Genomic DNA, 14,219 nt, shown 5'->3' on the forward strand with positions numbered 1-14,219 from the left:
TCCGCCCTGGGACTCCAGAACGGTGCTGACCGCGCGGTGGGTCAAGGCGCCGATCGCATTACCGCGACCGGAACGCCGTGCGAGGGTGGTTGGCGGCGAGCCGCCAACCACCCCACGCTCGACTGTCCTGTCACCCGGAGGTTCAGCGGAAGCCGAACACAGGCGACGAACTGTCGTTACGCAACCTGACTAGTATGCCGCACGACCGGCGGCGGGTCTAATCGGGGTTACCTAGCTCACTTCATGATCTTGGTGACGAACCCGGCGCCGACGGTGCGGCCACCCTCGCGGATCGCGAACTTGAGGTTCTCCTCCATGGCGATGGGCTGGATCAGCTTCACCGTCATGGTGGTGTTGTCACCCGGCATGACCATCTCGGTGCCCTCGGGGAGAGTGACGACACCGGTGACGTCCGTGGTCCGGAAGTAGAACTGCGGACGGTAGTTCTGGAAGAACGGGGTGTGCCGGCCGCCCTCCTCCTTGGAGAGGATGTAGACCGTCGCCTCGAACTCCGTGTGCGGGGTGTTCGAGCCCGGCTTCACCACGACCATGCCGCGCTCGACCTCGTCGCGCTTGGTGCCACGCAGCAGCAGGCCGACGTTCTCGCCTGCGCGGGCGTCGTCCAGGGTCTTCCGGAACATCTCGATCGCGGTGACCTTGGTCTTGAAGCTCTTCTCCCGGATGCCAACGAGCTCAACATCCTCGTTCGGCAGGAGAACGCCGCGCTCCACGCGACCGGTGACGACGGTGCCACGACCGGTGATCGTGAACACGTCCTCGACCGGCATCAGGAACGGCTTGTCAACATCGCGCTCCGGCTGCGGGATCGAGGTGTCGACCGCGGTCATCAGGTCGAGGAGCTTGCCGGTCCACTCGGGGTCACCCTCGAGGGCCTTCAGCGCCGAAACCCGAACGACCGGCAGGTCGTCACCCGGGTACTCCTGCGAGGAGAGCAGCTCGCGGACCTCGAGCTCGACGAGCTCCAGGAGCTCCTCGTCGTCGACCATGTCGCTCTTGTTGAGCGCCACGACGATGTACGGCACACCGACCTGACGGGCCAGCAGCACGTGCTCGCGGGTCTGCGGCATCGGGCCGTCGGTCGCCGCGACCACCAGGATCGCGCCGTCCATCTGCGCGGCACCGGTGATCATGTTCTTGATGTAGTCCGCGTGGCCGGGGCAGTCGACGTGCGCGTAGTGCCGCGCCTCGGTCTGGTACTCGACGTGCGCGATCGAGATCGTGATGCCGCGGGCCTTCTCCTCCGGCGCCTTGTCGATCTCGTCGAACGGCGTGTAAGGGTTCAGGTCCGGGTGCTGGTCATGCAGGACCTTGGTGATGGCCGCCGTCAGCGTCGTCTTACCGTGGTCGATGTGACCAATGGTGCCGATGTTGACGTGCGGCTTAGTCCGCTCGAACTTCGCCTTCGCCACTGGTGTCCTCCTGTGGACTTCTTGGTTCGTACGCCCGGCGCGCCGGTCGGCGCTTAGGACTCTGTCGACAGCCTTTCCGGCCTGACGGCCGGAGAGCTTTTGTGGGTTCTGCGGCGATGAAGCCTACAGGCCCGGTCTCACGCAATCCGATCGTGGTGGCCGCGGGCGGGTGAAACCTCCCGCGACCGACCACGAATCACCTGCTCGGGGACGTTACTCGCCCGTTGCCTTCGCGATGATCTCCTTCGCGACGCTCTGCGGAACCTCGGCGTAGGAGTCGAACTGCATGCTGTAGCTAGCCCGGCCCTGGGTCTTCGACCGCAGGTCGCCGACGTAGCCGAACATCTCCGACAACGGCACCAGAGCCTTGACGATGCGGGCGCCACTGCGCTCCTCCATCGCCTGGATCAGGCCGCGGCGGGAGTTGAGGTCGCCGATGACGTCACCCATGTTCTCCTCAGGAGTGGTGACCTCAACGGCCATCATCGGCTCGAGCAATGCCGGGTCGGCCTTGCGGGCCGCGTCCTTCATCACCATCGAGCCGGCGATCTTGAATGCCATTTCCGACGAGTCGACCTCGTGGTACTGGCCGTCCAGCAGGGTCAGCTTGACACCGACCAGCGGGAAGCCGGCGAGGATGCCGTACTGCATCGCGTCCTGCGCGCCCGCGTCCACCGATGGGATGAACTCCCGGGGGATGCGGCCACCGCTGACGGCGTTGGCGAACTCGTAGGTCGGCGAGTCGTTGTCCAGCGGCAGCGGCTCGACACTCACGATGACGCGGGCGTACTGGCCGGAACCACCGGTCTGCTTCTTGTGGGTGTACTCGACCTTGTCCACCTTGCGGCGGATGGTCTCGCGGTACGCCACCTGCGGCTTACCGATGTTGGCCTCGACGTTGAACTCGCGGCGCATCCGGTCGACCAGGATGTCCAGGTGCAGCTCGCCCATGCCGGAGATGACCGTCTGACCGGTCTCCTCGTCCAGCTTGACGCGGAAGGTCGGGTCCTCCTCGGCCAGCCGCTGGATGGCGGTGCTGAGCTTCTCCTGGTCGGCCTTGGTCTTCGGCTCGATGGCCACCTCGATGACCGGCTCGGGGAAGGTCATCGACTCGAGGATGACCGGGTTCGCCGGGTCGGACAGGGTGTCACCGGTGGTGGTCTGCTTGAGACCCTGCACCGCGATGATGTCGCCAGCCTGGGCCGAGCTGCGCTCTTCCCGCTTGTTGGCGTGCATCTGGTAGATCTTGCCGATCCGCTCCTTGCGGTCCTTGGTGGAGTTGACCACCTGGGTGCCGGTCTCGACCACGCCCGAGTAGACCCGGACGTAGGTGAGCTTGCCAAGGTGCTTGTCGGTCTGGATCTTGAACGCCAGGCCCGAGAACGGCTCCGACTTGGAGGGCTTCCGCAGCAGCGGGGTCTCGCCGTCGGTGGCCGTACCCTCGATCGCCGGAACGTCCAGCGGCGACGGCAGGAAGTCGACCACGGCGTCGAGCATCGGCTGGACGCCCTTGTTCTTGAACGCCGAGCCGCACAGCACCGGGTTGGCCTTGCCGGCGATGGTGGCGCGCCGGATGGCGGCCTTGATCTCCTCCGGGGAGACCTCGTCGCCTTCCAGGTACTTCTCCATCACCGCGTCGTCGACGTCGGCCAGGGTCTCCATCAGCTTCTCGCGCCACTCGGCCGCGGAGTCGGCCAGCTCGGCCGGGATCTCCTCGATCGCGTAGTCCTCACCCTTCTGGGTCTCCCCGCGCCAGGTGAGGGCGCGCATACCGATCAGGTCGACGACGCCGATGTGGTCGCCCTCGAGCCCGATCGGGATCTGGAGCACCAGCGGGGTGGCGTTGAGCCGGTCGATCATCATCTGCACGCAGCGGAAGAAGTCGGCGCCGGTCCGGTCGAGCTTGTTGACGAAGCACATCCGCGGGACGTTGTACTTGTCGGCCTGCCGCCAGACGTTCTCCGTCTGCGGCTCCACGCCGGCGACACCGTCGTAGACCGCGACCGCACCATCCAGCACCCGCAGCGACCGCTCGACCTCGACCGTGAAGTCGACGTGGCCAGGCGTGTCGATGATCTGGATCGTGTGGCCCTTCCACTCACACTTGGTAGCAGCGGAGGTGATGGTGATACCACGCTCCTGCTCCTGCTCCATCCAGTCCATGACGGCAGCGCCCTCGTGGACCTCACCGATCTTGTACGTGATGCCGGTGTAGAACAGGATCCGCTCGGTGGTCGTGGTCTTACCGGCATCGATGTGCGCCATGATGCCGATGTTGCGTACGTTGGCGAGCGCGTCTGCGGCGGCCACTTCAATCCCTACTTATCGTCGTCTCGACTCAACTGGTGGCGGTTCCGGCGCCCGAGGGCGCCGGAACCAGGGTGTTACCAGCGGTAGTGCGCGAAGGCCTTGTTGGACTCGGCCATCTTGTGCGTGTCCTCGCGCCGCTTGACGGCGGCACCGAGGCCGTTGCTCGCGTCCAGCAGCTCGTTCATCAGCCGCTCGACCATGGTCTTCTCGCGCCGGGCGCGGGAGTACGTGACCAGCCAACGCAGACCCAGGGTGGTCGCCCGGGTGGGGCGAACCTCGACCGGGACCTGGTAGGTGGCGCCACCGACACGACGGCTACGCACCTCGAGGGTCGGCTTGACGTTGTCCATCGCCCGCTTGAGGGTGACGACCGGGTCGGTGCCGGACTTCTCGCGGCAGCCCTCGAGGGCCGCGTACACGATGGACTCGGCGAGCTGGCGCTTGCCGCGCAGCAGGATCTTGTTCACCAGCTGGGTGACCAGCGGCGAGTTGTACACCGGGTCAGCGACCAGCGGCCGCCGCGGAGCGGGTCCCTTACGCGGCATGTCAGCTCTTCTCCTTCTTCGCGCCGTAACGGCTGCGCGCCTGCTTGCGGTTGCGGACACCCTGGGTGTCCAGCGAGCCGCGAACGATCTTGTAACGCACGCCGGGGAGGTCCTTCACCCGGCCGCCGCGAACGAGCACGATCGAGTGCTCCTGCAGGTTGTGACCGACGCCCGGGATGTAGGCGGTCACCTCGATCTGGCTGCTGAGCTTCACACGAGCGACCTTGCGCAGCGCCGAGTTCGGCTTCTTCGGGGTGGTGGTGTACACGCGGGTGCACACGCCGCGCCGCTGAGGGGAACCCTTCAGCGCCGGGGTCTTGGTCTTGCTCGTCTTCGCCTGGCGGCCCTTTCGGACCAGCTGCTGGATCGTGGGCACCGGGTTTCTCCGCTCCCTTCGGCCGCAGTCCTGCGGCCGCGCCGTCTGCTCGTTAGCCGGCCTGATGACCGGCTCTCCTACATTCCGACCAGGGCCACCTTGCGGAGGTCCCGGCACCCGCGGTCGGGCGTGTCGCCCAACTCACGGTCCCGGTGCGGACGCTTGCGCGGACGCACCAGGTTCTGTCACCGGCGCGCGAGTCGCCCCGCCCCGGATCTTTGGCTTGTCGTGCCGCCGTCCGCACTCCGGATCCAGCGCACGCACGAGTTGCCCGGGCACGCCCGGGCACAAGGGGAAAGAATACCTACCAGAGCCGCCCAGGTCAAAACGGAATGGCCCGGCGAACGTCTCACACCCGCCGGTCGGATCTCGTCCTGCCCCGTCGCCCGCGATGGGCACCTACGGATGCAAGTGTACCGGCTTCGCCAGCGGACCACCCGTCGCCCCCGGGGAGGGCACCCCACGACCCGGTGCGCGACCTGCGTCGACCAGGCCAGGTGCCCGCCCGGGAGGTGATCGGCCTCACGCCAGGGAGATCACCAGTGCCAGGCAGAGTCCCAGCAGGCTCAGCAGCGCCCCCGCCGCGCCGCAGCTGATCCCCGCCACCGCCAGGCCCCGGCCGGTGAAGCGGACCGCAGGCGGTCGCGCTGGCCGGCGGATCTGCCGCTGACCGAGCAGGCCGGCGCCGGTCGCCGCCACCCCGGCCAGCACGCCGAGCACGGTGAACGCCCCGGACGCCCAGACCCCGCCGGCGTTCGCGCCGAGCACCCCGAAACAGATCACCAGCAGTGAGACCAGGATCGACGCGATCCCGGCCACCAGCGCCCCGACGGCCAGACCCGAGGTGACCGGGGGCACGTCCAGGTAGACGACACCGAACGGGGTGCCCGACACCGACTCCACCCGCGTCGGCGGCCGGCGCTGGTCGTCGGTGGGCGGTGGCGGCACCGGCCGCCCCGGCACCATGCCCCAGCCGGGGCCATGACCCGGCATCGGAGGCCCCCATCCCGCCGGCGCACCATGCCCGCCCGCCGGGCCGGATGACGGCTGCCCCCAGCCGTGCGGCGCCGACGCCGGGTACGGCTGGACGGAACCAGGCGGGGTCGCACCCCAGCCGGGCTCTGGTGCGCCCCAACCGGAGGACGACGTGGGAGGGGGCGGCGAACCGGGCTGCCTGCTCGGGTCGGGTCGCGCCCAGCCGCTCGGCTCGGACCCGCCCGGGCCGGCGGCCGACGCGCCAGGGTGCCCGGCCGGATCGTCCGCCGGGGGCCGCGCCGGTTCCGTCACGAGGTCCTCCTGTCGACAGGGCAGCCACCGCCGGGCGGCGGACACCGCCAGGCTACCGCCGGAGGCGCAGTCGCCCCCGCCGGGCGCGGCCGCGGGCGGCTCAGTCCATGTTCGCGGGGTAGTCGTGACCGAACGGCGCGCCGGCCAACCGGACCACCCCGATCACCACCGCGGCCACCACGCTGACCGCGACCAGCACCAGACCGGCCCAGGCCAGCCGCTCCCCCCGCCGCAGCCAGGCGCCACCGGTCAGGAAACCCCCCGAGGCGTACGCCTCCCGGCGCGCCTGCCGTGCCAGGTGGAGTGCCACCGTGGCGGGCACCACCCCGCCGATGAACAGGCCGGTCAGCATGCCGAGCAGCCCCAGCGCGAAGACCGCCCGCGCCTTGCTGGCGCGGACCGGGTCGGGGTCAAGCGGGTGGCGCAGGCCCTGCTGCGCGACGGACACCTGACCGGGTGCGGTCGTCATGCCTCCATCATGCCGAACCCGGTCCGCGGGTGCGCCGCTCCGGACACGACGAGGCCCCCGGCATTCGCCGGGGGCCTCGTCGTGTGGTTGGTGCTTAGCGGTACGACCCGAAGTCGAAGTCGTCCAGCGGCACGGCCTGCCCACTGGCCGGCCCGAACCCGTAGTCGGTCTCCGGGTACCCGGTCATCGAGTAGACCTTGGCCTTGGCCTCCTCGGTCGGCTCCACCCGGACGTTGCGGTACTTGCTGATGCCGGTACCAGCCGGGATGAGCTTGCCGATGATCACGTTCTCCTTGAGGCCGACCAGCGAGTCGCTGCGCGAGTTGATCGCAGCGTCGGTCAGCACCCGGGTGGTCTCCTGGAAGGAGGCCGCCGAGAGCCAGGAGTCGGTGGCCAGCGAGGCCTTGGTGATACCCATCAGCACCGGACGACCGGCGGCGGGCTCGCCGCCCTCCGAGACGAGCCGGCGGTTCTCCGACTCGAACAGCGCCCGGTCGACCAGCACACCCGGCAGGAACTCGGTCGAGCCGGAGTCGATGACCGTCACCCGCTTGAGCATCTGGCGGATGATGATCTCGATGTGCTTGTCGTGGATGAGCACGCCCTGCGAGCGGTAGACCTCCTGGACCTCCTGGGTCAGGTGGACCTGGACCGCGCGCGGACCGAGGATGCGCAGCAACTCGTGCGGGTCGATGGTGCCCTCGGTGAGCTTCTCGCCGACCTCGACGTGACCACCGTCGTGGGTCCGCAGCCGAACCCGCTTGGAGATCTTGTCGTAGACGATCTCGTCGCTGCCGTCGTCCGGCACCACGATGATCTTCCGCGAACGCTCGCCGTCCTCGATCCGGATCCGACCCGGGGTGTCGGCGATGGGCGCCTTACCCTTCGGGACCCGAGCCTCGAAGATTTCCTGGACACGCGGCAGACCCTGGGTGATGTCCTCACCCGCGACACCACCGGTGTGGAAGGTACGCATCGTCAGCTGCGTACCCGGCTCACCGATCGACTGGGCGGCGATGATGCCGACCGCCTCGCCGACGTCCACGGTCTTGCCGGTCGGCAGCGAACGCCCGTAGCAGGCACCGCAGACACCCAGCTTCGACTCGCAGGTGAGCACGCTGCGCACCCGGACCGTCTCCACGCCGGCGGCGACGATCTTGTCGACCCCGATGGAGTTGATGTCCTGACCCCGCTCGGCGACGACGGTGCCGTCCGGCCCCTTGATGTCGTCGGCCAGGGTACGGGCGTGCACGCTGGTCTCGGCGTGCTCGTGCACGACCAGCCTGCCGTCCTCCAGGCGCTCGCCGATCTGCATCGGGATCGCCCGGTCGGTGCCGCAGTCCTCCTCGCGGATGATCACGTCCTGCGAGACGTCCACCAGACGACGGGTCAGGTAACCCGAGTCGGCGGTCCGCAGCGCGGTGTCGGCGAGACCCTTACGGGCACCGTGCGTGGAGATGAAGTACTCCAGCACGGACAGACCCTCCCGGTAGCTGGCCTTGATCGGCCGCGGGATGATCTCGCCCTTCGGGTTGGCCACCAGACCACGGATCGCCGCGATCTGCCGGAGCTGGAGCAGGTTACCGCGGGCACCCGAGTTGATCATCTTCCACAGTGGGTTCTCCTGCGGCAGCGCGGTGTCCATCTCCTTGGCGACCTCGTTGGTCGCCTTGGTCCAGATCTCGATGAGCTCGCCGCGACGCTCCTCGGCGGTCATCAGACCACGCTGGTACTGCTTGTCGATCCGGTCGGCTTCCTTCTCGTACTTCGCCAGGATCTCCGCCTTGCGCGGCGGAGCGATGACGTCCTCCATGCCGATGGTGACGCCGGACCAGGTGGCCCAGTGGAAACCGGCCTCCTTGAGCCCGTCCAGGGTGGCGGCCAGCGCCACCTTGGGGAAGCGCTCGGCGAGGTCGTTGACGATCGCGGAGAGCTGCCCCTTGCGGATCTCGTAGTTCACGAAGCGGTAGCCCTGCGGCAGCGTCTCGTTGAACAGCACCCGGCCCAGAGTGGTCTCCACGGTCAGCGGGTCACCCTCGACCCAGCCCTCCGGGGCGGTCCACGGCTCGGCACCGGCGCCGTTGTCGACCCCGACCACGCCACGCAGACGGATCCGCACCGACGCCTGCAGGTGCAGCTCGCCGTTGTCGAACGCCATCCGCGCCTCGGCGTCCGAGCTGAACGCCCGACCCTCGCCCTTCTCACCGGAGGTGAGGTGGGTGAGGTGGTAGAGGCCGATGACCATGTCCTGGGTGGGCATGGTGACCGGCTTGCCGTCGGCCGGCTTGAGGATGTTGTTCGACGACAGCATCAGGATCCGCGCCTCGGCCTGGGCCTCGGCGGACAGCGGCACGTGCACCGCCATCTGGTCACCGTCGAAGTCGGCGTTGAACGCGGTGCAGACCAGCGGGTGGATCTGGATCGCCTTGCCCTCAACCAGCTGCGGCTCGAAGGCCTGGATGCCCAGGCGGTGCAGGGTCGGTGCCCGGTTGAGCAGCACCGGGTGCTCGCCGATGACCTCTTCCAGCACGTCCCACACGACCGGGCGCTGCCGCTCGACCATCCGCTTGGCGGACTTGATGTTCTGCGCGTGGTTGAGGTCGACCAGCCGCTTCATCACGAACGGCTTGAACAGCTCCAGCGCCATCTGCTTGGGCAGGCCGCACTGGTGCAGCTTGAGCTTCGGGCCGACCACGATGACCGAACGGCCGGAGTAGTCGACGCGCTTGCCCAGCAGGTTCTGCCGGAACCGGCCCTGCTTGCCCTTGAGCATGTCGGACAGCGACTTGAGCGGGCGGTTACCCGGACCGGTGACCGGCCGGCCGCGGCGGCCGTTGTCGAACAGCGCGTCGACGGCCTCCTGGAGCATCCGCTTCTCGTTGTTGACGATGATCTCGGGCGCGCCGAGGTCGATCAGCCGCTTGAGGCGGTTGTTCCGGTTGATCACGCGGCGGTACAGGTCGTTCAGGTCCGAGGTCGCGAAGCGGCCACCGTCGAGCTGCACCATCGGGCGCAGGTCCGGCGGGATGACCGGGACGCAGTCCAGCACCATGCCGAGCGGCGAGTTGCGGGTGTTCAGGAACGCCGCCACGACCTTGAGCCGCTTGAGCGCCCGGATCTTCCGCTGGCCCTTGCCGGACCGGATGGTCTCCCGCAGGCTCTCGGCCTCGGCGTCGAGGTCCATGTTCTGGACCAGCGCCTTGATCGCCTCGGCGCCCATGGAACCGGTGAAGTACTCACCGAACCGGTCGCGCAGCTCGCGGTAGAGCAGCTCGTCGGTGACCAGCTGCTTCGGCTCCAGCTTGCGGAAGGTGTCCAGCACCTCGTCCAGGCGGTCGATCTCGCGCTGGGCCCGGTCGCGGATCTGGCGCATCTCGCGCTCCCCGCCCTCCTTGACCTTGCGCCGGACGTCCGCCTTGGCACCCTCGGCCTCCAGCTCGGCCAGGTCGGCCTCGAGCTTGGCGGCCCGCTTCTCGATCTCCGAGTCGCGGCTGTTCTCGGACTGCCGCTTCTCGGCCAGGATCTCGTTCTCGATCGTCGAGAGGTCACGGTGACGCGACTCCGCGTCCACGCTCGTCACGACGTACGAGGCGAAGTAGATGATCTTCTCGAGGTCCTTGGGGGCGAGGTCCAGCAGGTAGCCCAGCCGGCTCGGCACGCCCTTGAAGTACCAGATGTGGGTCACCGGAGCAGCGAGCTCGATGTGCCCCATCCGCTCACGACGGACCTTGGAACGGGTCACCTCGACGCCGCAGCGCTCACAGATGATGCCCTTGAACCGGACGCGCTTGTACTTACCGCAGTAGCACTCCCAGTCCCGCTGCGGACCGAAGATCTTCTCGCAGAAGAGCCCGTCCTTCTCCGGCTTCAGGGTGCGGTAGTTGATCGTCTCAGGCTTCTTGACCTCGCCGTGCGACCACTGACGGATGTCGTCGGCGGTGGCGAGACCAATGCGCAGCTCGTCGAAGAAGTTGACGTCGAGCACTATGTCCCCTATGTCGTCGTCTGTACTGCTACTACTCGGGCGAGGTCGGGGGCCGGCAAGCCGGCCCCCGACCGCTCACCTCAGACCTCTTCGACCGAGCTCGGCTCGCGCCGGGACAGGTCGATGCCCAGCTCCTCAGCGGCCCGGAACACCTCGTCGTCGGTCTCGCGCATCTCCAGGGCCACGCCGTCGCTGGACAGCACCTCAACGTTGAGGCACAGCGACTGCAGCTCCTTGAGCAGCACCTTGAACGACTCCGGGATTCCCGGCTCCGGGATGTTCTCGCCCTTGACGATGGCCTCGTAGACCTTCACCCGGCCGAGAACGTCGTCGGACTTGATCGTGAGCAGCTCCTGCAGGGCGTACGCGGCACCGTACGCCTGCATCGCCCAGCACTCCATCTCACCGAAGCGCTGACCACCGAACTGCGCCTTACCACCCAGCGGCTGCTGCGTGATCATCGAGTACGGGCCGGTCGACCGTGCGTGGATCTTGTCGTCGACCAGGTGGTTGAGCTTCAGGATGTAGATGTAGCCGACCGCGATCGGGTCCGGCAGCGGCTCGCCGGAACGACCGTCGAACAGCTGCGCCTTGCCGCTGGCGCCGATCAGCTGGTTGCCGTCCCGGTTGGGCAGGGTCGACGAGAGCAGACCGGCGATCTCCTCCTCGCGGGCACCGTCGAAGACCGGGGTGGCCACGTTGGTGTCCCCCTCCGACTCGTCGGCGCCGATCGAGCGCAGCTGCTTCTTCCAGGACGCGTCGTCGCCCTCGACCTTCCAGCCGGTCTTGGCGACCCAGCCGAGGTGGGTCTCGAGCACCTGACCGATGTTCATCCGGCTCGGCACACCCAGCGGGTTGAGCACGATGTCGACGGGGGTGCCGTCCTCAAGGAACGGCATGTCCTCGATCGGCAGGATCTTGGAGATGACGCCCTTGTTACCGTGCCGGCCGGCGAGCTTGTCGCCGTCCTGGATCTTCCGCTTCTGGGCGACGTAGACCCGGACCAGCTCGTTGACACCCGGAGGCAGCTCGTCGCCGTCCTCGCGGGAGAAGGTACGCACACCGATGACCGTGCCGGTCTCGCCGTGCGGCACCTTCAGCGAGGTGTCCCGGACCTCACGCGCCTTCTCACCGAAGATCGCGCGAAGCAGCCGCTCCTCCGGGGTCAGCTCGGTCTCGCCCTTCGGCGTGACCTTGCCGACCAGGATGTCGCCGGGGACGACCTCGGCACCGATCCGGATGATGCCGCGCTCGTCGAGGTCGGCGAGCATTTCCTCGCTGACGTTCGGGATGTCGCGGGTGATCTCCTCCGGGCCGAGCTTGGTGTCCCGGGCGTCGACCTCGTGCTCCTCGATGTGGATCGAGGTGAGCACGTCCTGCTGCACGAGGCGCTGCGACAGGATGATCGCGTCCTCGTAGTTGTGGCCCTCCCAGCACATGAACGCCACGAGCAGGTTGCGCCCGAGCGCCATCTCGCCATCGTCGGTGCAGGGACCGTCGGCGATGACCTGACCGGCCTCGACGCGGTCGCCCTCGAAGACGACCGGCTTCTGGTTGACGCAGGAGCCGGCGTTGGAGCGGCGGAACTTGTGCAGCAGGTACGTCCGGCGGTGGCCGTCGTCCTGGTGGATGGTGACGTAGTCGGCGCAGAGATCCTCGATCACACCGCCGACCTCGGCGACCACCACGTCGCCAGCGTCGACCGCGGCCCGGTACTCCATGCCCGTACCCACCAGCGGCGCCTCGGCCTTGACCAGCGGCACCGCCTGGCGCTGCATGTTCGCGCCCATCAGTGCCCGGTTGGCGTCGTCGTGCTCGAGGAACGGAATCATGGCGGTCGCGACCGAGACCATCTGCCGCGGTGACACGTCCATGTAGTCGACGGCACCGGGGACGACGTCCTCGGTCTCGCCACCCTTACGACGGCACAGGACCCGGTCCTCGGCGAACGTGCCGTCAGCCTTCAACGGCGCGTTGGCCTGGGCCTTGACGAACCGGTCCTCCTCGTCCGCGGTCAGGTAGTCGATCTGGTCGGTGACCCGACCCTCGACGACCTTCCGGTACGGCGTCTCGATGAAGCCGAACGGGTTGACCCGGGCGAAGGTGGACAGCGCGCCGATCAGGCCGATGTTCGGGCCTTCCGGCGTCTCGATCGGGCACATCCGGCCGTAGTGGGACGGGTGCACGTCGCGGACCTCGAAGCCGGCCCGCTCCCGGGACAGACCACCCGGGCCGAGCGCGCTCAGCCGGCGCCGGTGGGTCAGGCCCGCCAGCGGGTTGGTCTGGTCCATGAACTGGGACAGCTGCGACGTCCCGAAGAACTCCTTGATCGCCGCCACCACCGGGCGGATGTTGATCAGGGTCTGCGGGGTGATCGCCTCGACGTCCTGCGTGGTCATCCGCTCGCGGACGACCCGCTCCATCCGGGAAAGGCCGACCCGAACCTGGTTCTGGATCAGCTCACCCACGGTACGCAGGCGCCGGTTGCCGAAGTGGTCGATGTCGTCGGCCTCGTAGCCCTCCTCACCGGCGTGCAGCCGGCAGAGGTACTCCACGGTGGCGACAATGTCGTCCTCGGTCAGCGTGCCGGTGGTGATCGGCACGTCGACTTCGAGCTTCTTGTTGAACTTGTAGCGCCCGACCTTGGCGACGTCGTACCTCTTCGGGTTGAAGAAGAGGTTGTCGAGCAGGGTCTGGGCGTTCTCGCGCGTCGGCGGCTCGCCAGGGCGCAGCTTGCGGTAGATGTCGAGCAGGGCCTCGTCCTGGCCGCCGATGTGGTCCTTCTCGAGCGTGGTCATCATCAGCTCGGACCAGCCGAACCGCTCGCGGATCCGCTCGGCCGACCATCCGATGGCCTTGAGCAGGACGGTGACGGCCTGCCGACGCTTGCGGTCGATGCGTACGCCGACCGTGTCGCGCTTGTCGATGTCAAACTCCAGCCAGGCACCCCGACTCGGGATGACCTTGACGCTGGAGAGGTCGCGGTCGGAGGTCTTGTCCGGCTGCTTGTCGAAGTACACGCCCGGGGACCGGACGAGCTGGCTGACCACGACGCGCTCGGTGCCGTTGATGACGAAGGTGCCCTTGGGCGTCATCATCGGGAAGTCACCCATGAACACCGTCTGGCTCTTGATCTCGCCAGTGGTGTTGTTGGTGAACTCCGCGGTCACGAAGAGCGGAGCGCAGTAGGTCAGGTCCTTCTCCTTGCACTCCTCGATCGAGGCCTTGACCTCGTCGAAGCGCGGTGCCGAGAAGGAGAGCGACATGGTGCCGGAGAAGTCCTCAATGGGACTGATCTCTTCGAGGATCTCCGCGAGACCCGAGCGTGCGTGCGGGTCGTCCGCCGACCGGCCCTGCCAACCCTCGTTGCCGACGAGCCAGTCGAAGGACTCGTTCTGGATGGCGAGGAGGTTGGGGACCTCGAGGTGTTCGGTGATCCTGCCGAATGAAACTCGGCGGGGCGCGAATGCGCTCGACGTACGACTGGTCTTCGCAGGGCGGGAAGCTGCCAAGATGCGTCCTTCCGAGGACCGGTGCTGCAGAACGGCTGGTACGCGTGCACTCCAATGACCCCACCAGAAATATCCGTAAACGGACATTTCCGAGCAGGGGTCAAGTCGGAAGGCAGCGCAAACTAGCAGTGTAGCCGAGAGGCTAACCGCTGTCCAGCCCACCCCGCAGGTCGTTGCGGAACGCGCCTCGGCCCCCGTGAACCGGGGTCTGCCGGGCCGCTCGGAACGCAACGCTCCCGCTGGGCCGCTCGGGTTGCTGCGGCAGATGGTGCCGCCGCTGTCATTACCCACGTCGTGGCCGTCGC

Annotated in this window: 8 protein-coding genes; all 8 read right to left on the reverse strand. The window is 67.9% G+C overall.

Annotated elements, in window-relative coordinates:
- Positions 1-236: 236 nt before the first annotated feature.
- Positions 237-1,430 (reverse strand): elongation factor Tu, encoded by a 1,194-nt coding sequence (gene tuf / locus KBX63_RS23420; RefSeq protein ID WP_074314609.1) that lies wholly within the window; start codon positions 1,428-1,430, stop codon positions 237-239.
- A 213-nt stretch (positions 1,431-1,643) separates the two neighbouring features.
- Complete coding sequence (gene fusA / locus KBX63_RS23425) at positions 1,644-3,740, reverse strand: elongation factor G (RefSeq protein ID WP_210914142.1); 2,097 nt, start codon at positions 3,738-3,740, stop codon at positions 1,644-1,646.
- Positions 3,741-3,814: 74 nt separating this feature from the next.
- The gene (rpsG, locus tag KBX63_RS23430; RefSeq protein ID WP_007465317.1) at positions 3,815-4,285 is read right to left on the reverse strand and encodes a 30S ribosomal protein S7; all 471 of its coding nucleotides are present in this window, start codon (positions 4,283-4,285) and stop codon (positions 3,815-3,817) included.
- A 1-nt stretch (position 4,286) separates the two neighbouring features.
- A complete protein-coding gene (rpsL, locus tag KBX63_RS23435) occupies positions 4,287-4,661 on the reverse strand; it encodes a 30S ribosomal protein S12 (protein ID WP_014440718.1) in 375 nt (124 codons plus the stop codon).
- A gap of 522 nt (positions 4,662-5,183) precedes the next feature.
- Positions 5,184-5,564, reverse strand: a complete 381-nt coding sequence (locus KBX63_RS23440; protein ID WP_210914216.1) for a hypothetical protein — start codon at positions 5,562-5,564, stop codon at positions 5,184-5,186.
- A 484-nt stretch (positions 5,565-6,048) separates the two neighbouring features.
- Complete coding sequence (locus KBX63_RS23445) at positions 6,049-6,417, reverse strand: hypothetical protein (protein ID WP_210914143.1); 369 nt, start codon at positions 6,415-6,417, stop codon at positions 6,049-6,051.
- A 94-nt stretch (positions 6,418-6,511) separates the two neighbouring features.
- Positions 6,512-10,402, reverse strand: coding sequence for a DNA-directed RNA polymerase subunit beta' (locus KBX63_RS23450; protein ID WP_210914145.1), 3,891 nt, complete (start codon positions 10,400-10,402; stop codon positions 6,512-6,514).
- An 80-nt stretch (positions 10,403-10,482) separates the two neighbouring features.
- Complete coding sequence (locus tag KBX63_RS23455; RefSeq protein WP_210914155.1) at positions 10,483-13,914, reverse strand: DNA-directed RNA polymerase subunit beta; 3,432 nt, start codon at positions 13,912-13,914, stop codon at positions 10,483-10,485.
- Between the last annotated feature and the right edge of the window lie 305 nt (positions 13,915-14,219).

This window comes from Micromonospora sp. U21 (assembly GCF_018070045.1).
GTDB lineage: Bacteria > Actinomycetota > Actinomycetes > Mycobacteriales > Micromonosporaceae > Micromonospora.

Coding starts and splice junctions, on each gene's coding strand:
- rpsG (WP_007465317.1), bottom strand. CDS start 4,285: ATGCCGCGTAAGGGACCCGCTCCGCGGCGGCCGCTGGTCGCTGACCCG.
- KBX63_RS23445 (WP_210914143.1), bottom strand. CDS start 6,417: ATGACGACCGCACCCGGTCAGGTGTCCGTCGCGCAGCAGGGCCTGCGC.